This is a genomic window from Hyphomicrobium denitrificans 1NES1, from assembly GCF_000230975.2.
Classification (GTDB): domain Bacteria; phylum Pseudomonadota; class Alphaproteobacteria; order Rhizobiales; family Hyphomicrobiaceae; genus Hyphomicrobium_B; species Hyphomicrobium_B denitrificans_A.
In genome coordinates this window covers 2,611,397-2,631,340 of record NC_021172.1, presented here as the reverse complement: position 1 = coordinate 2,631,340, position 19,944 = coordinate 2,611,397, and the positions used below count along the sequence as shown (strand labels likewise).

Genomic DNA, 19,944 nt, shown 5'->3' with positions numbered 1-19,944 from the left:
CTTGTATTGGCTCGCCTCGACCTTGGGATTGCGCCAACCGCACGCGATCCTGGCGCGCTCAACAAAAAGAGATGGCCCAACTCTCAGCGGTTGGTCAGCTTCAGCTCGATACGCCGGTTCCGCTGGTAGGCTTCTTCCGTGTTGCCGGTATCGACCGGCTGGAATTCGCCATAACCTGCCGCGACGAGCCGGTCGGCCGGAACGCCTCGCGATACGAGATATTTGACGACGGACGACGCGCGCGCCGTCGAAAGCTCCCAGTTCGACGGGTACTGCGGATTGGAAATCGGACGGGCATCAGTATGCCCGTTGATTTGCAGCGCCCAGTCGATGTCGCTCGGAATTTCCTTCTGAAGCTCAAGGATCGCCTCGGCAATCTGATCCATGGCGGCCATGCCTTCCGGCGTCAGAGTCGCCGAGCCCGAGGGAAACAGAACTTCCGATTCAAAGACGAAGCGGTCTCCGACGACGCGAATGTCTTTGCGATCCTTCAATAGCTCGCGCAACCGTCCGAAGAAGTCCGAGCGATAGCGCTTCAACTCCTGGACCTGTTGAGCCAGCGCAGCGTTGAGACGCGCACCGAGATCCTTGATCGTCTTGTCGCTCTCGACGCCCTTTTTCTCGGCCGCGTCGAGCGCGTCGCTCAAGCCCGCGATCTGCCGGCGCAGTGCGATGAGCTGCTGGTTTAGGAGATCGACCTTGGAGAGAGCTTCGTCCGAGATGTTCTTTTGCGACTGGAGATCCGCGCTGAGCCCCGCAATCTTGCCTTCGGCCGCTTTGGCCCGTTCATCCGCCCCGAGGCCGGCACCGGTTAGCTTCTCGTTTTCCGCTTTGAGGGTCCCAAGCGTTGCCTGCAGGGCCGCAAGCTCGTCCTGCGAGGACTGCGCCTTGCCTTTCTCCAACGACAGCATCGACGTCAGCTCGCTGATCTGCCGCGTCAAGCGCTTCAGCGCCGAGTCCTTTCCCGACACTTCTTCGGCGGAAAAGTACTGGGCGATCATGAAGATCGACATCAGAAGCGTAACGACGAGCAGCAGCGTCGAAAGCACGTCGACGTAGGCTGGCCAGAACTCACCGTATTCGCCGCCGCGGCGGGAACGTCCGCGCGCCATCGCTTTAGCCTCCGCGTTTCATTGCGTCAGCGAGACTCTTCAGCATGTTGGCGACTTCCGCCTGCTGCTGCGCCTGTTCGTCGACCCATTCGCGAACGACTTTCTGTTCCGAGCGCATCTGCGTGACGAGTTGATTGACCCCGCGCGCGAGGTCGCGAACCTCTTCCGGACTGGCCTGCGGCTGCGCCAGCATGCGCGGCGGAACGACGGGCTGCTCGCCGAGGCGGGCCGTGAAATCCTCAAGCGCTTTCTGCATGTCGACGACGGCACCGAGAAGTTGGCGGTTGACGTAATCGCTGGAGCCCAGTGAAGTTCCGCCTGGCGTCAGCTCGGTGATGCCCGACAGCCATTCCTCGAGTTCGTTATAGAAGCGGTTGTGCGCGTGGCTGGCCTGCAGTTCGAGAAAGCCGAGAATGAGCGAGCCCGACAGGCCGAGCAGCGAGGACGAGAATGCGGTGCCCATGCCCCTGAGAGGGGCGGCGAGGCCAGCTTTCAGATCGCTGAAGAGCTGGACGTTGTCGGAGGCTTTCGTGTCGAGCGTATCGATCGCATGGCCGACGGACTGGATCGTTTCAAGCAGGCCCCAGAACGTCCCGAGCAATCCGAGGAAAACAAGCAGCCCGACCATATACCGCCCGGTATCGCGGGCTTCGTCCAGGCGCGATCCGATTGAATCCATGAATGAGCGCATCGCGGCGGTCGAAAGCGAAATCGTTCCTGTCCGGTCGCGCAGCATCGTCGCCATCGGGGCGAGCAGCACCGGCTTGGCGCTGATCGAGAGGCCGGGATCGGCAATGCGGAAGGCGTTGACCCAGCGGATTTCAGGATAAAGTCGAAAGACCTGCCGGTACGCATAGACGATGCCGAGCAGCATCGTTCCCACGATCAGTCCATTGAGGCCCGGATTGTTCAGGAACGAATGCCTGAGCTGATCGAATAGGATGGCGGCCAGAAAGCCGACAAGCGTCAAGAATATCGTCATGCGCAGCAAAAAGACACCTGGCGGTGTCAAACGGCGCGAAACCGGTGCGAGTGCCGCGGCATCGCCCGGGCGGATCTTGGCCATTGGTGGTCTCCCGAACGTCCCCCGCGGTCTATCGCCAAACCTTAGCGCATGCCTGTCCCATCGAAAACGGGCAACATGATGCCGAAGAGCCGCTTTGCGTGGGACCTCAGCTCACACCTTATTAAAAAGGACCGCGCCGAAAGCCTTATGAAGCGTTGTATTCGCGGCAAGAACATCCCCGTTTTCGAGGAATTTATCCCCCCCGCTGAGATCGCTGACGAGCCCACCCGCCTCGCGCACCATAACGATCCCGGCCGCAATATCCCAGGCTTTCAGGCCGTGCTCCCAGTACGCGTCGAAGCGACCGGCCGCCACGAATGCGAGATCCAGCGCTGCCGAGCCCGACCGCCGGATGCCCGCAACTTCCTGCATGAGGCTGCCCATCTCCTGCAGAAACCGGGAATGATGAGTGCGACCCCGGTGCGGAATACCGGTGGTGACGAGTGCGTCGGCGAGCGACTTGCGCGCCGCGACGCGCAGGCGCCGGTCGTTCATGTACGCGCCTTTTCCCTTCTCCGCGGTGAAAAGCTCGTCGCTAGCGGGATTGTAGATAACGCCTGCAATCAACCGACCCTCGCGTTCGAGCGCGATCGAGATGGCAAACAGCGGGTTGGAGTGCAGAAAGTTCGTCGTGCCGTCGAGCGGATCGACGATCCAGCGATGCGTTTTATCGGCGCCTTCGACCTCGCCCCGCTCCTCCATCAGAAAGCCGTATCCCGGGCGCGCTTTCGACAGCTCCCTGAAAATGATGTCTTCCGCCTTATGGTCCGCAGCCGACACGAAATTGGCGGGCCCCTTGATCGAAACCTGCAATTGCTCGACCTCGCCGAAGTCGCGGACGAGGCTGCGTCCGGCTTTGCGAGCTGCCGAAATCATGACGTTGAGTGTGGGAGATACGTTGATCATCAGGGTGAGGGTCCGGGCGCGGCGCGCGAATGGCCGAGCAGGGGGCTCTAACCGCTCTCTAGAGAACAAGCAAGGCTTGCAACGGCTTGGGGGTTTACGAGTGCTTTGCGAGCGGCGTTAAGGCGCGGAGCCCACCTGAATGTGGTCGTTCCAGGCCGCGGCCTCGGCTTCCGCCTTTTGGCGCTGGGCCTTCGGCAGTTTGGCCACCATTTCGTCGAGCTCCTTGTCTTCGAAGCCGTTCTTCTTGGCGATCAGGCGCCATGTTGCCGCTTCGACCGGATCCTTCTGAACCTTGATGCCGTCGCGATAGAGATAGGCCATGCGGTTTTGCGCGCCTGGAACGCCTTTGTCTGCCGCCGCCTTCATCAGCACCGCAATCTTGGACTCATCCTTCGAAAGTCCGAAGCCCTGCAAAAGCTTTACCGCGTAATCGTATTGGGCGGGTGTGAGCCCTTGTTCCGCCGCGCGCGACAGCCAACGCGCAGCTTCGAGTGCGTTCGCTTCTGTCCCCGTGCCGGTCCGATAGAGTTCGGCGAGATCGTATTGCGCCTCGGGGATGCCTTTTTCGGCAGCATAGCGGATGTGCTGGAACGCCCGGATTGGACTTTGCGGTTTGCCGTCGCCCTTGAGGAACAGAAGGCCGAGGTTGTAGTTGGCTTCCGCATTTCCGGTGAGAGCCGCTTTTTCGAAAAGCTCTGCGGCCATCTTGCGGTCCTTTTTGACGCCGCGGCCCTCGGCGAGTGCGATCGCCGCCGCGAACGCTCCTTGGACGTCGCCGAGCTGCGACGCTTTCATGTAGTAGTCATAGGCTTTCTTCTCGTCCTTCTGAACGCCGAGACCCTCGCCGTAGATGCGCCCGATCAGCGTGTTGGCCTGCGCTTCACCGCGCTTTGCCGCTTCCTCGGCGAGCTTCAGGGCCGTCAGGTACTGGCCCTGATCAAAGGCCAGGTATGCGGCATTGTCGCCTGTCGCAGGCACCAGTGACGGCATCGTCTTTTTGATGCCTGTTGCGTTGGAATCCTGTGCTGCTGGAGGCGAAGGTGCTCTGGGCGGCGGCACGGGGGAGGGAGCGGGCGTCGATTTCGGCACCGACGTCTCGCGTGTCGACCACGAGCTGGTCTCCGCGCCGAGCGGTCCCGCAAAGGTGAACAGCAGCGCCGTCATGCCGAGGTGCTGAATGAGGTTTCGAGATTTACGCTTCACTTGACGTCCTCGTGCGCCGAAAGCGCTTCCGAATAGGCGCGAACGCGTGCCGTGGCCTCGGAAACGGAATTTTCCGCCGTGATCGTGACGCCGACGAAGTCGGCGCCGGCATCGGCGAGGTTTCGCGCCTGATCGGCATCCGCAACATCGAGCGCCACGCACGGAACCTCGAACACTTCGCTCCACCATGAGACGAGGCCGAGCTGGCGTTCTGCGGCGCGACCGCGGTCCTCCACATGCGCTGGGATCCCGAATGCAACGTAGTCGGCATCCGCTTCGCCGATCTCCATGGCGTCGTGGCGCGTTCGTCCGGCGTCCGCCCCGACGATCATGGCCCCGCCAGCGGTTTGGCGCGCGATCTTGAATCGCTCGACGACGTCGGGGGCCCACGACACGTGCACGCCGTCGGCGCCAAGATCGCGGGCTTGAACCATATCGTTGAGAAGAACGGCGATGCCCTTCTTCTGGGCAATGTCGATCAACCCCCGAACCGTCTTCGCATCGTACGCTTGGCCGCTTCCGGGTCGGATCAGCAGGCTCGCGATCGGCGCCGTTTCAAGTATCGCAGACAACACGGCGCAAGATGACGCCAATGGCCCCGTCACCACATAGTCCAGATAAAGCTTCGTCCCGCTCGACACGCCCAGTCTCCGACTTTCAGGTCGCTCTTCGAAGCCGATTGCGGCAGAAAGAAGAACGACTTTTGCCGCCTATGGCTTCACGTTACACTCAGATAGGGTTTTCCAGGACACAGCGCTGTTTTTTCGCCGGAATTTTAAGAGCCAGCGGTTTACCAGGCCATGCGAACGGGCCATGTTCCGCTTCGGCCCCATCTTTTTCGGCGTTTTTCCGCCAATATGAGGGCTCACCAACTGTCAGACGGTACTGACGTCGGCGTGCTTCTCGCCTAACGGAGCCATTTGGGAATGAACAAGCTTTCCGCTCTCCGCGCTCTCAGCCTTGGAGTTTTGGCGTTCTGTTCAGCTGGAAGCGGGTTGTCTTTCGCTGCTGAAACAGGCTCCGAGTCTTCGGCGAGTGGCGCAACAACGACATATTTTCCGCCGTCGAATGCGCCATCTGCTCCACAGACGACGAGCGCGCTTCCAGAGCCCGATAAATCGGCGTCGCCCGCAACCACGCCGACAGAGCCGGCCCCCTCGACCGCAGCGGTGACGCCGCCCGATACGGCTCCGGCGACAGAAACCGCAACCCCGCCATCGACGGCTACGGCGACGCCATCGGCGGAAACGCCGGCGTCATCCCCCTCCCCGACCGAGTCGGCAACTGCACCCGCGTCGGCAGGTTCTGCTCAACCCGAGGCCCAACCGTCGACGCCGCCGGCTGCTGCCGCGGCCGCGCCGGAGACGCTCGTCAGCCCCGTCGTCGAAGCGGCACGCAGAAAACTCGCAGAGAAATCGCTTGTGGGTAAGGACAACCTCGCTCCGGACGTCGCCGCTGCCGCTGACTACTACTACACGCACAAGGAGCCGCTGTGGATTAACGACGGCAGCTATAACGAAAAAGCCAGATCGGTAATCTCCGATCTCAAGAAGGCCGATGACTGGGGCCTCGAGTCCTCCGATTTCGTCATTCCGAATCTTGCGAGCAACGCTGATGCCGACGCCCAAGGTGCCGCGGAAGCGCAATTGACGCTCTCGGCTCTGAAGTACGCGCGCTTCGCACGCGGCGGCCGCCTCGATCCGATAGCGCTGAGTAACATCCTCGACATGAAGCCGCCGGTGAAAGATCCCAAGGTGGTGATGCGAGAACTCGCGGAAGCGTCGCACCCAGGGCCCTTCCTGCGCGGCCTGAATCCGCATCATGAGGGGTTCGAGAAGCTGCGCCAGGAACTGCTGAAGGCACGCGGCGCGACAGTAGAGGAAGAACCGACGGACCCGGCCGAGCAGGTGAAGCTGCCTCGCGGAAAGCTGCTGCGCCTGGGTGTCCGCGATGATCAGGTTGCGTTGCTCCGCCAGCGTCTCAAGGTTCCTTCGGAGAGCCCCGACAGCAACGATCTCTACGACGACGCCTTGGTCGATGCGGTCAAGGATTATCAGCGCGCCAACGGGCTCAACCCCGACGGCCTCGTCGGCAACGGCGTGCGCAATGCGTTGAACGGCGGCGGCAAATCGAAAAGAATCGATCCGAGCCGCAACGTCGACCGCTTGATTGCCAACATGGAGCGCTGGCGCTGGCTGCCCGAAAACCTCGGGTCATTCTATGTAATGAACAACATCCCAGAGTTCGTCAGCGAAATCTGGAAGGGCAAGGAGCGGGTCCTCAGTCAAAAGATGATCGTGGGTCAGCCAGCGTGGCCGACGCCCGTGCTCGCAGCCAACATGCAATACGTCATCTTCCACCCGAGCTGGGGCATGCCCGACGGCATCAAAGCCAAGGAGCTTGCGCCTCGCCTGAGACAAGCATCGAGTTCCGGTTTTGACTTCTTCGACCAGCTTTTTGGCGGCGGTGGAGGCAACAGCGGTGGCGCGCGCGTCATCGAGGCTTACAAGCTGCAGGTCTACTACAACGGCCGTCCGGTCGACCCGAATTCCGTCAACTGGAACACAGCCGACATCAGCCGCTACAGCTTCACGCAGCCGCCTGGCCCGGACAACCCGCTCGGTTTGGTGAAATTCCGTTTCCCCAACCGGCATGACGTTTACATGCACGATACGCCGGAGCGGGGCCTGTTCGGACAGACCAATCGTGCGTTGAGCCACGGCTGCATGCGCGTCGGCGAACCGCGCCGGACTGCGGAAGTCATCCTTCAGGAAGACAAGGGCTATTCGCCTGAGAAGGTCGGAGAGCTCTGGAACAGCGGTGCCGACGTGACATTGAGTAAGCCCGTTCCGGTCTACCTCGTCTACTTCACTGCGCGCGTGAACGAGGAGGGTCGTCTTGAGACGTTCGGCGACATCTACGGCAACGACAACCGCGTGATGTCAGCCCTACGCGGGCATCCGGAGCGATATACGGCGCCGGAAGCCATAGATCCGACGGAAGCGGACCAGCCCGGCGCCATCAGCGATGCCGGATCGAACGCTATGACCGATGATGCGCCGCCTGTAACCCGCAAGGGCCGCAACAACAAGAAGACCGCTTCTAAGAAAAACCCAATGACGCCTGCCACTACGCTTCAGGATGCGCTTTCGAGCATCTTCCTGAACTGAGCCTGCGATCGCCGGTTCGCAGAAACATTTGAAAAAAAAGGGCGGTCAGAAGCCGCCCTTCGTTTTTAAAGGCCATAACGCGGCTGGCGGCGCGTTACGCAGCCTTCTCCAGCGCCTGGCTCCATTTGCCGAGCGCCGCGAGCCCATTCATCTTCGCGCGATGCACGAAGGCACGCTGACCGGCTGCAACGTTCTCGGACTTGCCGCCCCACGTTTTGATCGCGGCTGCCTGCAGAGCCCGCCCATACGAAAAGGTCAGGGTCCATGGCAACGGCCCCGCCGCGTTCATCAGCGACAGATGCTCCGTCGCTGCTTCGTCCGATTGTCCGCCCGAGAGGAAAGCGATACCGGGAACGGCTGCGGGCACCGTCTCCTTCAGGCACTTGATCGTCTTTTCTGCGACCTCCGCGGCGCTTGCCTGTTTCGCGCACTTCTGCCCGGCGATGATCATGTTCGGTTTCAGCACCATGCCTTCGAGACGGACTCGCGCGTCGTAGAGCTCGCGGAACACGGTGCGCAGTGTCCACTCTGTCACCCGGTAGCACTCGTCGATGTCGTGCGAGGCGTGGGCGCCGTCCATCAGCACCTCAGGCTCGACGATCGGCACGATGTTCGCTTCCTGCGCGAGAGCGGCGTAGCGGGCGAGCGCGTGTGCATTGGCCTTGACGCAGTTCCAGGTCGGGCAGCCGTCCGCGATCGTGATGACGGCGCGCCACTTCGCGAACCGGGCGCCGAGCTTGTAGTATTCGGCAAAGCGCTCGCGTAGGCCGTCGAGCCCCTCGGTGATCGTCTCAACCTTGGAGGTCGGTCCGGCGAGCGGCTTCGCTCCCGTATCGACCTTGATACCCGGGATCGCCCCCGCCGCCTTCATGATGTCGACGAGCGGTGTGCCGTCCTTCGCATTCTGGCGGATCGTCTCGTCGTAAAGGATGACGCCCGAAACGTGATTCTTCATGCCGTCGGTCGCGCGAAACAGCATCTCGCGATAATCGCGACGGGTCTCCTCGGTCGAGGCGAGATTGATCGTGTCGAACCGTTTCTTGATGGTGCTCGTGCTTTCGTCTGCGGCCAGAATGCCCTTGCCCGGCGCAACGAGAGCGCGGGCGATGTCTTCGAGTTTCTCGCTCATATCTGCCTCCGAATGGCCGTTTGAGAGTTTTGTACTTGGAACGACGACGGGCGCCATGAGAGGGGCGCCCGTCCAATTTTCATAAGAGGGATCAGATCAATTTTCCCATTGCGACGGCGGTATCCGCCATGCGGTTCGAGAAGCCCCATTCGTTGTCGTACCAGGACAGCACGCGAACCAGCTTGCCATCCATGACCTTGGTCTGGTCGAGATGGAAGATGGACGATCGGCTATCATGGTTGAAGTCGATCGAAACGTTAGGTTGATCGGTAACCCCGAGGATGCCTGCGAGTTCCTGCGACGCGGCGCGCTGGATTGCGGCGTTGATCTCGTCCTTTGTCGTTTCGCGCTTGGAAACGAATTTGAAGTCGACGACCGAAACGTTTGGCGTCGGGACCCGGATCGACGTGCCGTCGAGCCGGCCGTTGAGTTCCGGCAACACGAGGCCGACGGCCTTGGCGGCGCCCGTCGAGGTCGGGATCATCGACATCGCGGCTGCACGAGCCCGGTAAAGATCCTTGTGGAGCGTATCGAGCGTCGGCTGATCGCCGGTGTAGGCGTGGATCGTCGTCATGAAGCCTTTGTCGATGCCGACGAAATCGTGCAGCACCTTGGCGACCGGCGCGAGGCAGTTCGTCGTGCACGACGCATTCGAGACGACGAGATGATCCTTCGTGAGCTTGTCGTTGTTGACGCCGTAGACGACCGTCAGGTCGGCGCCTTCGGCGGGAGCCGAAACGAGGACGCGCTTGGCGCCCGCATCGAGATGTGCCTTTGCCTTCTCCTTCGACGTGAAGATGCCGGTGCACTCGAGCGCAATATCAACGCCAAGAGCCTTATGCGGAAGCTCGGCGGGATTCTTGACCGCCGTCACCTTGATCGGTCCGCGGCCGGCGTCGATCGTGTCGCCCGAAACCTTGACCTCTTGCGGGAACCGGCCGTGGACGCTGTCGAAGCGCAACAGATGCGCGTTCGTCTCCACGGGTCCAAGATCGTTGATTGCAACGACTTCGATATCCTTGCGCCCGCTCTCGATGATTGCGCGCAGCACATTGCGACCGATGCGGCCGAAACCGTTGATCGCCACCTTCACTGTCATTCTCAGGAATCCTCCAGGATCAAGAAGAGGGATCGGGTGCAAACAGGAAACGGCGTTCCACCAGACCCTTCTCGCATTCTCTCAATATTTAGGGGGTCTTTAACGTGACGGTATAGGACTCTGTCAATGTGGCAAGGGTCGAAGCCCGATGGCCGCTCTTCAATTTTTCACCTGAATGCGTCCAAACACGCTGACGTTTATTGACGCCGTTTACGATACGCACGTAACGTAGGGAGAGAGACTTGGTGATACGCGTGTCAATCGTGTCGCCCGAAAGGGCGTAGAGAGGCCATGACTGTACGCAACACCGCGAAGCGGGCTGACGATATCAAGCCCGCCAGAAAGCCCGCCATCGATAGGGACGTTCGGGCAGAAAACGTGCGGCTTCGGGCGGAGCTTGCAACTGCCCAGCAGCGGATAGCGGAACTGGAACAGCGCGTCGCCGATGCGCTGAATCGGATTGATTGGGCTCTCGATTCGCTTCATAACCATAGCCCAGGCGAATGAGGTGCGCGTCGTTCGAGCGGGAGGGCGGCGGCGCCGTCGACGTGAGTGGCTGACGTTGCAATCAATTTCAATGGCCGCAGCTATCGCTTTGCGTGTGGCGATAACGAAGTTCAGCGACTCGAGGAAATCGCGAAATATCTGACAGGTAAGCTCGAAGGGCTGATGCGCGAGCATGGCAACGTCGGCGATGAAAGGCTTATGCTGATGGTTGCCCTGACGGTCGCCGATGAGCTTTTCGATGCCCGCGCTGACGTCGACGAGCTTCTGGAAGGCCCCTCCGGAAATGCGGAATCCACCGAAACCGCCGCGGCCAGGCGGACCGCGTTCGGCTAAGCTCGAAGTCGCCACCGAAGCGATTTCCCTGTCCTTAATTTGACTTAACCCACGGTCCGGCGGTCTGGATTTCCGGATGGCTCTGGATTTTTGGCATTCCCTCGCCTAATTCTCGGGGTGCTGCGGGGCTCGTTAGGGGCAATATGACCCGGGGGCCTATAAGATCCGCACGGGCGCTGTCCCTGACCGGAGCCGTGGCTTCGGACACACGGTGCCCACCTACGCTCGTAGGGACCACGCGGGATCATGATCCCGACGGCCTTCGCGGCACTTGATTCCTAGAGGTAATGCCGGGTGACTGACGAGACGAAGCTGAAGGCCAAAAAGGAGTTGCGCGCTGAGGCGCTTGAACGCCGCAAGAGGGCCTTTGAACATCATGGAACGGGAGCAAGCCGCAAGATTGCCGCGCATGGCGTCGATTTTCTTGCAGCGACCCCCGGCGCAATTGTTTCGGGCTTTGCCGCCATCAATGACGAGATCAATCCGGGACCGTTGATGACGTGGCTGCAAGCCGAAGGGTTTCGCCTCGCGCTGCCGGTGATGCAAGGACGAGGAAAGCCGCTCCTGATGCGGGCTTGGACGCCGGGCGATGCGATGAAAGCAGCCGCCTGGGGAATTGCCGAGCCGACGGACGACAAGCCGGCGCTTGACCCCGATATTCTGCTTGTGCCGCTTCTTGCCTTTGATGCGCGCGGCTATCGCTTAGGATACGGCGGCGGATTCTACGACCGCACGCTGAACCGGTTAAGAAAATTGAAACCGATCGTGGCGGTAGGCCTTGCCTATGACGAACTGAGAGTCGACGCCGTGCCCGCCGAAAGCTATGACGAGCGCCTGGACTGGGTCCTCACGCCTTCTGGTCCGATCCATTGCCTCGACTCCTGATCCAGGCTTCCTGATGCGACTGTTGTTTCTCGGCGATATTGTCGGTCGGCCGGGCCGATTGGCGGTTTGCGATGCGCTGCCGGGTCTGATCACACGCTACGCAATCGATTTTGTCGTCATCAACGGTGAGAATGCTGCCGGTGGTTTTGGCATTACCGAAGCGATCTTCAATGACGTGATCGACGCCGGCGCCGATTGCGTCACACTCGGCAACCATGCGTTTGATCAGAAGGATACGCTCGTCTTTATCGAGCGCCACGACCGGCTGATCCGCCCGCTTAATTACCCGAAAGGTACACCCGGCAAGGGCTCAACACTATTGAAGGCGAAGAACGGTGCCGACGTCCTGGTGATCAATGCGATGGGGCTCGTTTTCATGCCGGATCTGAACTGCCCCTTTCGTGCCATCGATGCGGAGTTGACCGCCTGTTCTCTGAAGCGCGGCGCCGATGTGATCCTCGTCGATTTTCATGCCGAGGCGACGAGCGAAAAGCAGGCAATGGGGCTTTTCCTCGATGGTCGTGCCAGCGCCGTCGTCGGCACGCACACGCACACGCCGACAGCAGACGCCCGCATTCTGCCGGGAGGCACCGCCTATATGACGGACGCTGGTATGTGCGGCGACTACAACTCGGTGCTCGGTATGGATAGCGACGAGCCGATCAACCGCTTCCTGACCAAGATCCCCCGCAGCCGCTACGAACCTGCGACCGGTCCCGGCACCTTATCCGGCCTGCTGGTCGATATCGATGATGGAACGGGTCTTGCGACGCGCGTTCAGCCGCTCCGCCAGGGGCCGCGCCTGCAGCCTGCTATCCCGGAAGTCTAGGGAACGCCGCGCAAGGCTTGACCGCCGCAACCGGAGCCGCGAAAAGGAGCGGCAACCCGCAGAAACCGAACGTACCACGGACTGACCAATGGCCGGCCATTCGCAATTCAAGAACATCATGCACCGCAAGGGCAAGCAGGACGCCATGCGTTCCAAGCTCTTTGCGAAACTCGCGCGCGAAATCACGGTGGCCGCAAAGTCCGGAACGCCGGACCCCGATATGAACCCGCGCCTCCGCCTCGCGATTCAGGAAGCGCGCGCCGAAAACATGCCCAAGGACAACGTCGAGCGCGCGATCAAGAAGGCGCTCGGTGGCGATCTCGCAAACTACGAAGCGGTGCGCTACGAAGGCTACGCGCCGGGCGGCGTCGCGATCATCGTTGAAGCCTTGACCGACAACCGTAATCGCACCGGCGGCGTCGTCCGGAGCGTCTTCACGAAATACAACGGCAACCTCGGCGCGACAGGTTCCGTAAGCCACATGTTCAACCACATCGGCGAGATCACCTATAAGCCGGAAACAGGTTCGGCCGAAGCTGTGCTCGATGCCGCCATCGAGGCCGGCGCCGACGACGTTCAGTCCGATTCAAACGGCCACGTCATCGTCTGCGCGTTTGAATCGCTGGGCTCCGTCGCGGCCGCCCTTGAGAAGGCACTCGGAGAAGCGCAAAGCGTCAAGGCCGTCTGGAAGCCGAATCTTACGTCGCAAGTCGACGAAGATAACGCTCAGACGATCATGAAGATGCTGTCGGCGCTTGAGGATGACGACGACGTTCAGAACGTCTACGCCAACTTCGAAATTTCGGACGAGATCATGAAGAAGCTGACGGCTGCCTGACAGCCCTCCTAAGCACGCGTCTATTCGTGGCTAGCTTCCGACGTAGAAGATACCGAGGAAGATCGCCGTCAGCCCCGCAATGATCAGCAGAAATCCGACGATTCCGAAAAGCTGCGCCATCGCTCTGCGGAAATAATGCGGAGCAAGCTTTTTGGACGCAGCCCGGGAGGAGTTTTTTTGCCCCTTGATCAGCTTGTCGACGGCAGCTTCGCGCGTGGCACTCGCGATCTGATCGGCCGCCTTGCTCCGGCGCGCCCAGCGAAACAGCAGCAGGCCGACGACGACCATCAGGACGCCGGAAGAAATCCAGAGAGGATGACCAAAAGTCGGTTCCATTGCACCCCCGAATTGGCAACGGACGCGTCAGCGTCCCGGACTGGCCAAGCTGCAACATTTAAAGTGAAATGAAGGGGATGACGAGCCCCGCTGGCAGCGTGTTTTGGGTCGTGCGCGACGCAAAAAAGGCTTTATGATCAGATCGTGTACCGGTCGCGTGGGAGACGGGCATGTCGTCGGACGTACGAGCGAGGGGAGCGGGCCGGACGCGTATCGGCCTCGTTGTCGTCCAGGGTGTCGGCGACACCGAACCCGGGTATTGCGTTAACGCTCTTCTCGACACGCTGGCCGCAACGAGGCCGGGTTACAGTGTATTGCCGGCGAACGAGTTCAATCGCGTTTCGGAGCCCGGCGTTGACGACCCCGCGCCGGTGTTTCCGGTCATTCGCAGGGGCGGCCGCCACACGAGCGGCGTCGATATCGAAGCCGTCGAAGTTCATTTAGCGGATTTGACCGCGATGGGGTCCGGCCGCCTCGATACGCTGCTTGGACTTTTCCGGGTTATCTTTGAATCGCATCACCTCGTCGACGCGATGCTCTCGCGCTCGCTCGGAATCGTGGCCGTCATCGTGCGCTCGGTCCTCTGGTTCGCGGCCTGGCTTCTGCGCGGTCCGATCGCTGCGCTGACCGTCGCGACCTCTCTGATCTGCGCAGTCTACCTCTATGAGCCGAAATGGCTCGGCATCGATCGCTTTGATGCCGGGATTCAATTTATCATCGTGCAGACCGCCTTGTGCGGTGTCGGACTCTATCTCGGCTACCGCATCGTCAAGGGCCAGGACTACTCCTGGTACGACGCGGCATTCTGGCTGGTCTTCACGAGTGCGGCGCTTGTCGTGCTGGCGGCGAACGGCGCTCTGATTCCGATGACCGATCTCTTCCCGCCGCTGAAAGTCCGTGGCCCCCAGATTGCGATGGCGACGAGCAATTGTCTGCCGACCGATCCCCTTGCCGCATGCTACGTCAATGGACTCTATCGCGTCATCATCTACGGCTGGCGCTTCTGGGGCGCCTTGATCCTTGTTGCGACCTGCCTGTTGTTCACCGCGCTGGGCGGTAAGCGGCGTTCCGGCGATCCGTCGCGGCTCGCAGCGCTCTCGACAAGCGTCGGCATCCTGATCATGCAGTTCTTGTTGTGGACGACGCTCGTTGTCACGATCATCTACACGATGCTGACGCGCGCCGAGACGGGATCATCGCTGCAGGCCATCCGCAATGCAGTTCTAAGCGCCGTTCGCGACAAGAAGATCGCCGTCGACAATCCGATCCTCCCGTATTTGCAGGTGCCGGACCTGAAGCTCGAGTGGATTGCGCGCTTCAAGTTCATCTACGCGGCGGCGGCCCTGACGGTCATGGCTTTCTTGGTTGGGGCCTGGCTCGTGATGCGCATCCGGCGTTATCGCGCCCGCGCCGGCCTCGATGATCTCGAGCATACGGCTCGGACCATGCCACGTCTTTTATTCAGCCCGTGGCTGGTCGGGCTACTGATCGGCGCGTTCGTGATCGTTCTCACGTTCGTTTTCTTCCAACCGGAAATGGAATCGAACGCGGCATTCGTCTCGTTTCGAAGTTTCGTGCTGCCGCTGGCGGCCGTCGCGGCGCTGCTCGTGCCTTTGTCGTTCGGCCATCGCGTCGCGAACGTTATACAGATTGCCCGCGACTTGATCGATCACAACTACCGGCCAAGCCTTGAGGCCGCGTTCTTCTTCATCCCGGCGAGATTCCGGCCTGTCTCGGAGCGGCCGCGCCGCGCCCGCATCCAGGAACGGCTGAAGCTCGTTCTCAAAACCTTCGTCCAGCACCAGGGCTACGACGGCGTCATCTTCCTGGCGCACAGCCAGGGCGCGGTTGTTGCCTACGACTATCTTCGCGACAACGGTCCGACGTACACCGAGCTCGGCGATGCCGCCCCGGCTCTTTTGACCTTTGGATCGCCGCTAGGGACCATCTACCAGAAGTATTTCCACGAATATGCCGCCTCGCGCCCCGTCCCGCTCGGCATCGCGGCACGCTTGAAGTGCTGGATCAACCTGTATCGGGTCGACGACTACATCGGCGGCCGCGTCACGGCTCCCTCCGGGCTGCGCGTCGATAACCACGTGATGGGACCAGGCGGCCACACCGGCTACTGGCGCGAACCCGACGTCGCCGAAGCTCTCGACGCGATTTTGACGGGCAAAGTAGCTGATGCGACGAAGCCACCCCCATTGCCGCCGCTGCTCGCATCGCCGTCGGCGTCCTATGCGGTTCGTGCTATGCGGAATGCATGAATGGACGAGCGATTCGCATCATCGGTTTTGACCCGGGCCTCCGGCGCACGGGCTGGGGTGTCGTCGAAAGCGACGGCGTGCGTCTCATTTACGTGGCCTCCGGCGTGATCACGCCTCCCAAGGATGACGATCTCGCTTACCGCCTGTCTGCGCTCTTCGACGCCGTGACGAGCATCATCCAAAGCTTCAGCCCGTCGGAAGCTGCGATCGAAGAGACATTCGTCAACGAAAACCCACGCTCGACGCTGAAGCTCGGGCAAGCCCGCGGTGCCGTGCTGCTGGCTCCCGCGCGGCTCGGCCTGCGCGTCGCCGAATACACACCGAACCTGATCAAGAAATCCGTGACCGGCACGGGTCACGCCGAAAAACAGCAGATCCAGGCGATGATCTCGTTCCTGCTCCCGAAGGCAACCTTCGAATCCGCCGACGAGGCCGATGCGCTCGCCATCGCGATCACGCACGCGCATCATCGCGCCAGCCGCCAGCGGCTCGCTTCGGTCGCAGCGAAAGTCGTCGGCACATGATCGGCAAGCTCAAAGGCAAGGTCGACGCCATCGGCGAGAGCTTTCTCGTCGTCGACGTGCACGGCGTCGGCTACGAGGTCCAGGCGTCGTCGCGGACACTACGTAATTTGAAGCCCGGCGACGACGTTTCGCTCACTATTGACACGCACGTGCGCGAGGACGCGATCCGGCTGTTCGGATTCCAGAGCGAATTCGAGCGCAGCTGGTTCCGGACGCTGCAGACGATCCAGGGCGTCGGCGCCAAGGTCGCGCTGAGCGTTCTCGGGGTGCTTGGGCCGCAGGAGCTTGCGAACGCTGTAGCGCTTGGAAATTGGGCGGCGGTCGAGGAAGCACCCGGTGTCGGCAAAAAGCTCGCGCAGCGTATCGTCGCGGAGCTGAAGGATAAGACGCCGTCGTTGTCCGCCGTCGGACTTCCGGCGCCGGCCGGAAGCATCGCGACCGTCGTGCCGCCTGTTGGACTCGCGGCCGCCGAGTCGATCTCGGCACTTACAAACCTCGGCTACAACCCGGCGCAGGCCAACACGGCGGTCGCGCTTGCCGCGCGCGAGCTTGGCGATGCGGCCGAAACGGCAGCGCTGATCAAACGCGCTCTCAAAGAACTGGCGCGATAGAGTCGCCGACAACAGATTGAGGCGAAAGTGAACGACGTGGGTAACGGGCAACGGGTCCTCTGGATGGTGCTGATCACGTCGCTGGCGGCGCCATTTTTCGCGAGCCTCGTCTGTATTGGATTGGCGCTCATAAGACCGGTAACCGAATTTCTGATGCCCGAGGCGCCGATGCCCCCGCTCGGTGTGTTCGCAATTGACGTTTTTGCCTGGAGCGCACTTCCTTCGACCGTTGCGGCCCTCGGGCTGACGCCGTTTGTCTTACAACACGGGTCTTATTCGTGGCTGCATGCCGCCGTTGCGGGCGTGTTGGCTTTTATGGCGGGTGCAATCATATTTCCGTTTACCTCCCACGGGGCATTGCCTTTTCTCGCATTTCTGGCCGGGCTCATTGCCATCGGCATGCGAAAGCTGCTGATCACCGGCGGTATTCTGTTCGAAACCCCAAAATCTTGATCTGCTTGGCGGCCGCGCTGCGCTTTGTCGTTGGCGACTGGAACGCTCGGCTTGACGCCATCGCCGAATAGCCCCACGAACAAACCATGACCGACCGGCTCGTCAGCAGCGCGCGAAAGGACGTGGACGCCTTCGAGGCGACAATCCGCCCGCAGTCGCTCGACGAGTTCATCGGCCAGGAGCAGGCGCGCGCCAATCTCCGTATTTTCATCACGGCGGCACGCGGCCGTGGCGACGCGCTCGACCATGTGCTGTTCGCGGGGCCGCCGGGCCTCGGCAAGACGACGCTGGCGCAGATTATGGCCAAGGAGCTGGGTGTCGGATTCCGCGCGACCTCGGGCCCCGTGATCTCGAAGGCCGGGGACCTCGCGGCGTTGCTGACCAACCTCGAAGAGCGCGACGTGCTCTTCATCGACGAAATCCATCGTCTGAACCCGGCCGTCGAAGAAATTCTCTATCCCGCGATGGAGGATTTCCAACTCGACCTGATGATCGGCGAGGGGCCCGCAGCGCGTTCGGTCAGGATAGACCTTCCGAAATTCACACTCGTCGGTGCGACGACGCGCGCCGGACTATTGACCAATCCACTGCGCGATCGCTTCGGCATTCCGGTGCGGCTGAATTTCTATTCCGTTCCCGAGTTGGAGCAGGTGGTCTCGCGAGGTGCTCGTGTGCTCGGCGCCAACATGTCGAGCGATGGCGCCCGTGAGATCGCCAAGAGATCGCGCGGAACGCCGCGCATCGCCGGGCGTCTGCTTCGCCGCGTGCGCGATTTTGCAGCTGTCGACGGCGCCGTCGTCGTCAACGCAGCGGTCGCGGATAAAGCGCTGAAGATGTTGGAGGTCGACGCCGAAGGCCTCGACGCGCTCGATCATCGCTATCTTGGATGTATCTTGAATAATTACGAGGGCGGCCCGGTGGGCATCGAAACGTTGGCCGCCGCGCTCTCCGAGCCCAGGGACGCACTCGAAGAAATCGTCGAGCCATTTCTCCTGCAGCAAGGATTCATAAGCCGCACGCCGCGTGGTCGGGTTTTGACTCTGAAAACCTACCGCCATCTTGGCGTCAGCGGTCCGGCTCGGACGACTACTCCCGATTTGCCGATCTTTGATGACGGCGGGGGCGAGACTTAACGACGCTATCGGCCACGCGGAGCGGCAAAATTCATGCTTTCGCCAGCATTGTTGGACGACTGTCCGGCTCGGCGCATAGATTGCGCCGCCGCCATTCTTCGGAAGACTCCTTATGATCAGCCGTCGCGACCTGTTGAAGATGCTTGCTGCATTGGGATTGGGCTCCACGGCCCTAAGCAGCTACGCCGTCGCCGAGTCGTTCCATGAGCGCGTGACGCCTTACCAGTTGACACCTCCCGGTTGGACTCCAGGTTTGAATTTGCGCTTGGCAGTGTTGGCGGATCTCCATGTCTGTGAGCCATGGATGTCCACAGATCGGGTCGCGGCAATCGTCGACCAGACGAACAGTCTCGAGCCGGATGCTATCCTGTTGCTCGGTGATTATGTCGTGGGCCGCACCCTCGGGCGATTGTCGACGCCGGTCCGCGCCGGCAGTTGGGCGACCGCACTTGCTGGTCTCAAAGCCCCTCTCGGCGTGCATGCCGTGCTCGGCAATCACGACTGGTGGGATGAGGCGACGGTGCAGGAGCGGCGCGCCGGGCCGACACGTGCCGGACTTGCGTTGGAGGCTGCGGGCATCCCGGTTTATCAGAACCAGGCGATCAGGCTGCAGAAAGACGGCAAGCCGTTCTGGCTCGCGGGTCTGGGTGATCAATGGGCGTTCTGGTTGCGCGCCGGCGAAGACGACGAACTCGCCGCAAAAAATAGCTATCGCTACCAGGGCGTCGACGACCTTCCGCACACGTTGGCGCAGGTCACCGACGATGCTCCGGTGGTCCTGATGGCGCACGAGCCGGATATTTTTCCGCAAGTTCCAGATCGCGTTTCGCTGACTATTTCCGGCCATACGCACGGCGGTCAGGTTCGTATATTCGGCTTTGCGCCCGTGGTGCCGTCGCGCTTCGGATCGCGTTACGTTTACGGCCATAAAATCGAGAAGGGCCGCAATCTGATCGTTTCGGGAGGCCTCGGCTGTTCGAGTTTGCCCGTGAGGCTGGGGTCGCCGCCTGAAATCGTTATGATCGAGCTCGGCAGCGGAGGCGAAGCGTGACCGCCCGTGAATGGCCGGATCTTGCGGGCCGCCTCATCCGCGACGACAGCGGGCAGCGCCACGTGCTTGCCGTCCGCGTCTATTTTGAAGATACCGACGCTGGCGGTGTCGTCTATCACGCATCGTACGTGCGTTTTTGCGAGCGAGGCCGCACCGACTTTCTGAGGCTGCTCGGAACCGATGCGCGCCGCTTGATCGATGGCTCCGAAAACCGCGAGCCGGCTGCGTTCGTCGTTCGTCGGATGAGCTTCGACTTCTTCCGCCCCGCACGCATGGACGACCTGCTCGAGGTCGAAACCCGCGTCAAGGAGATTGGCGGCGCGAGCGTCACGCTCATTCAGACGGTCATTCGCGACGGCAAGCGCATCGCCGAAGCCGAGGTGACGGTGGTTCTCATATCGGTATCGGGGAAGCCGCTGCGTTTGAGCGACGCCGTGCGCAATGCTTTCCTCGCGCACACGCAAGCGAGCTAGCGGCGCGGAAGTCGAA

The 19,944-nt window shown here is 61.5% G+C and carries 21 protein-coding genes and 1 other RNA gene; 13 read left to right on the top strand and 9 right to left on the bottom strand.

The features are described from left to right. Positions 1-83 precede the first annotated feature (83 nt). From HYPDE_RS12600 to HYPDE_RS12580, 5 genes are all read right to left on the bottom strand, one after another. A complete protein-coding gene (locus HYPDE_RS12600; protein ID WP_015598862.1) occupies positions 84-1,112 on the bottom strand; it encodes a peptidoglycan -binding protein in 1,029 nt (342 codons plus the stop codon). Between the two features lie 4 nt (positions 1,113-1,116). Then, positions 1,117-2,178 (bottom strand): hypothetical protein, encoded by a 1,062-nt coding sequence (locus HYPDE_RS12595; RefSeq protein WP_015598861.1) that lies wholly within the window; start codon positions 2,176-2,178, stop codon positions 1,117-1,119. A gap of 111 nt (positions 2,179-2,289) precedes the next feature. Beyond that, entirely contained in the window at positions 2,290-3,084 is a 795-nt protein-coding gene (locus HYPDE_RS12590; protein ID WP_015598860.1) for an inositol monophosphatase family protein, read from the bottom strand. A 117-nt stretch (positions 3,085-3,201) separates the two neighbouring features. Beyond that, on the bottom strand, positions 3,202-4,287 hold the full coding sequence (locus HYPDE_RS12585; RefSeq protein ID WP_015598859.1) for a tetratricopeptide repeat protein: 1,086 nt from the start codon (positions 4,285-4,287) through the stop codon (positions 3,202-3,204). Then, positions 4,284-4,928, bottom strand: a complete 645-nt coding sequence (locus HYPDE_RS12580; protein ID WP_015598858.1) for a thiamine phosphate synthase — start codon at positions 4,926-4,928, stop codon at positions 4,284-4,286. Before HYPDE_RS12580 ends, HYPDE_RS12585 begins: the two co-directional genes overlap by 4 nt. Before the next feature lie 285 nt (positions 4,929-5,213). Here HYPDE_RS12580 and HYPDE_RS12575 point away from each other — a divergent pair, with 285 nt between their 5' ends. Next, complete coding sequence (locus HYPDE_RS12575; protein WP_015598857.1) at positions 5,214-7,457, top strand: L,D-transpeptidase family protein; 2,244 nt, start codon at positions 5,214-5,216, stop codon at positions 7,455-7,457. 94 nt (positions 7,458-7,551) lie between these two features. On the opposite strand, the gene HYPDE_RS12570 is transcribed toward HYPDE_RS12575, so the two are convergent. The 3 genes from HYPDE_RS12570 to HYPDE_RS19395 form a co-directional block, all read right to left on the bottom strand. Next, positions 7,552-8,586, bottom strand: a complete 1,035-nt coding sequence (locus tag HYPDE_RS12570; protein ID WP_015598856.1) for a class I fructose-bisphosphate aldolase — start codon at positions 8,584-8,586, stop codon at positions 7,552-7,554. A gap of 91 nt (positions 8,587-8,677) precedes the next feature. Next, the gene (gap, locus tag HYPDE_RS12565; protein WP_015598855.1) at positions 8,678-9,685 is read right to left on the bottom strand and encodes a type I glyceraldehyde-3-phosphate dehydrogenase; all 1,008 of its coding nucleotides are present in this window, start codon (positions 9,683-9,685) and stop codon (positions 8,678-8,680) included. A 210-nt stretch (positions 9,686-9,895) separates the two neighbouring features. After that, positions 9,896-10,171, bottom strand: coding sequence for a hypothetical protein (locus HYPDE_RS19395; RefSeq protein WP_187290831.1), 276 nt, complete (start codon positions 10,169-10,171; stop codon positions 9,896-9,898). 66 nt (positions 10,172-10,237) lie between these two features. On the opposite strand from HYPDE_RS19395, the gene HYPDE_RS12555 reads away from it, so the two are divergent. The 5 genes from HYPDE_RS12555 to HYPDE_RS12540 all read left to right on the top strand — a co-directional run bounded on the left by HYPDE_RS12555 (position 10,238) and on the right by HYPDE_RS12540 (position 13,077). Beyond that, a complete protein-coding gene (locus HYPDE_RS12555) occupies positions 10,238-10,525 on the top strand; it encodes a cell division protein ZapA (protein WP_015598854.1) in 288 nt (95 codons plus the stop codon). Between the two features lie 114 nt (positions 10,526-10,639). Next, positions 10,640-10,800: non-coding RNA, 6S RNA (ssrS, locus tag HYPDE_RS18830), on the top strand. 19 nt (positions 10,801-10,819) lie between these two features. Next, a complete protein-coding gene (locus HYPDE_RS12550; RefSeq protein ID WP_015598853.1) occupies positions 10,820-11,410 on the top strand; it encodes a 5-formyltetrahydrofolate cyclo-ligase in 591 nt (196 codons plus the stop codon). A gap of 13 nt (positions 11,411-11,423) precedes the next feature. Then, entirely contained in the window at positions 11,424-12,239 is an 816-nt protein-coding gene (locus tag HYPDE_RS12545; protein ID WP_015598852.1) for a TIGR00282 family metallophosphoesterase, read from the top strand. Positions 12,240-12,327: 88 nt separating this feature from the next. Further along, the gene (locus HYPDE_RS12540; RefSeq protein WP_015598851.1) at positions 12,328-13,077 is read left to right on the top strand and encodes a YebC/PmpR family DNA-binding transcriptional regulator; all 750 of its coding nucleotides are present in this window, start codon (positions 12,328-12,330) and stop codon (positions 13,075-13,077) included. Positions 13,078-13,107: 30 nt separating this feature from the next. Here HYPDE_RS12540 and HYPDE_RS12535 read toward each other — a convergent pair whose 3' ends face one another. Further along, entirely contained in the window at positions 13,108-13,413 is a 306-nt protein-coding gene (locus HYPDE_RS12535; protein WP_015598850.1) for a hypothetical protein, read from the bottom strand. 170 nt (positions 13,414-13,583) lie between these two features. Here HYPDE_RS12535 and HYPDE_RS12530 point away from each other — a divergent pair, with 170 nt between their 5' ends. The 7 genes from HYPDE_RS12530 to ybgC all read left to right on the top strand — a co-directional run bounded on the left by HYPDE_RS12530 (position 13,584) and on the right by ybgC (position 19,928). Next, positions 13,584-15,683: a hypothetical protein gene (locus HYPDE_RS12530; protein WP_015598849.1), complete on the top strand. Its 2,100-nt coding sequence runs from the start codon at positions 13,584-13,586 to the stop codon at positions 15,681-15,683. Beyond that, positions 15,680-16,207 carry a crossover junction endodeoxyribonuclease RuvC gene (ruvC, locus tag HYPDE_RS12525; RefSeq protein WP_015598848.1) on the top strand — a complete coding sequence of 176 codons (528 nt, stop codon included), beginning with the start codon at positions 15,680-15,682 and terminating at the stop codon, positions 16,205-16,207. The genes HYPDE_RS12530 and ruvC overlap by 4 nt, the downstream gene beginning before the upstream one ends. Then, positions 16,204-16,818, top strand: coding sequence for a Holliday junction branch migration protein RuvA (ruvA, locus tag HYPDE_RS12520; protein ID WP_015598847.1), 615 nt, complete (start codon positions 16,204-16,206; stop codon positions 16,816-16,818). Before ruvC ends, ruvA begins: the two co-directional genes overlap by 4 nt. Positions 16,819-16,845: 27 nt before the next feature. Beyond that, positions 16,846-17,271, top strand: a complete 426-nt coding sequence (locus HYPDE_RS12515; RefSeq protein WP_015598846.1) for a hypothetical protein — start codon at positions 16,846-16,848, stop codon at positions 17,269-17,271. A gap of 86 nt (positions 17,272-17,357) precedes the next feature. Further along, positions 17,358-18,404, top strand: coding sequence for a Holliday junction branch migration DNA helicase RuvB (ruvB, locus tag HYPDE_RS12510; protein WP_015598845.1), 1,047 nt, complete (start codon positions 17,358-17,360; stop codon positions 18,402-18,404). A 112-nt stretch (positions 18,405-18,516) separates the two neighbouring features. Further along, the gene (locus tag HYPDE_RS12505) at positions 18,517-19,455 is read left to right on the top strand and encodes a metallophosphoesterase (protein ID WP_015598844.1); all 939 of its coding nucleotides are present in this window, start codon (positions 18,517-18,519) and stop codon (positions 19,453-19,455) included. Next, the gene (gene ybgC, locus HYPDE_RS12500; protein WP_015598843.1) at positions 19,452-19,928 is read left to right on the top strand and encodes a tol-pal system-associated acyl-CoA thioesterase; all 477 of its coding nucleotides are present in this window, start codon (positions 19,452-19,454) and stop codon (positions 19,926-19,928) included. The genes HYPDE_RS12505 and ybgC overlap by 4 nt, the downstream gene beginning before the upstream one ends. Positions 19,929-19,944: the final 16 nt, after the last annotated feature.

Bases quoted from the DNA above. Each gene is read 5' to 3' on its own strand.
- HYPDE_RS12600 (WP_015598862.1), bottom strand. From the start codon at position 1,112: ATGGCGCGCGGACGTTCCCGCCGCGGCGGCGAATACGGTGAGTTCTGG.
- HYPDE_RS12595 (WP_015598861.1), bottom strand. From the start codon at position 2,178: ATGGCCAAGATCCGCCCGGGCGATGCCGCGGCACTCGCACCGGTTTCG.
- HYPDE_RS12590 (WP_015598860.1), bottom strand. From the start codon at position 3,084: ATGATCAACGTATCTCCCACACTCAACGTCATGATTTCGGCAGCTCGC.
- HYPDE_RS12575 (WP_015598857.1), top strand. From the start codon at position 5,214: ATGAACAAGCTTTCCGCTCTCCGCGCTCTCAGCCTTGGAGTTTTGGCG.
- HYPDE_RS12570 (WP_015598856.1), bottom strand. From the start codon at position 8,586: ATGAGCGAGAAACTCGAAGACATCGCCCGCGCTCTCGTTGCGCCGGGC.
- gap (WP_015598855.1), bottom strand. From the start codon at position 9,685: ATGACAGTGAAGGTGGCGATCAACGGTTTCGGCCGCATCGGTCGCAAT.
- HYPDE_RS19395 (WP_187290831.1), bottom strand. From the start codon at position 10,171: ATGAAGCGAATCGAGAGCCCAATCAATCCGATTCAGCGCATCGGCGAC.
- HYPDE_RS12545 (WP_015598852.1), top strand. From the start codon at position 11,424: ATGCGACTGTTGTTTCTCGGCGATATTGTCGGTCGGCCGGGCCGATTG.
- HYPDE_RS12540 (WP_015598851.1), top strand. From the start codon at position 12,328: ATGGCCGGCCATTCGCAATTCAAGAACATCATGCACCGCAAGGGCAAG.
- HYPDE_RS12535 (WP_015598850.1), bottom strand. From the start codon at position 13,413: ATGGAACCGACTTTTGGTCATCCTCTCTGGATTTCTTCCGGCGTCCTG.
- HYPDE_RS12530 (WP_015598849.1), top strand. From the start codon at position 13,584: ATGTCGTCGGACGTACGAGCGAGGGGAGCGGGCCGGACGCGTATCGGC.
- ruvC (WP_015598848.1), top strand. From the start codon at position 15,680: ATGAATGGACGAGCGATTCGCATCATCGGTTTTGACCCGGGCCTCCGG.
- ruvA (WP_015598847.1), top strand. From the start codon at position 16,204: ATGATCGGCAAGCTCAAAGGCAAGGTCGACGCCATCGGCGAGAGCTTT.
- ruvB (WP_015598845.1), top strand. From the start codon at position 17,358: ATGACCGACCGGCTCGTCAGCAGCGCGCGAAAGGACGTGGACGCCTTC.
- HYPDE_RS12505 (WP_015598844.1), top strand. From the start codon at position 18,517: ATGATCAGCCGTCGCGACCTGTTGAAGATGCTTGCTGCATTGGGATTG.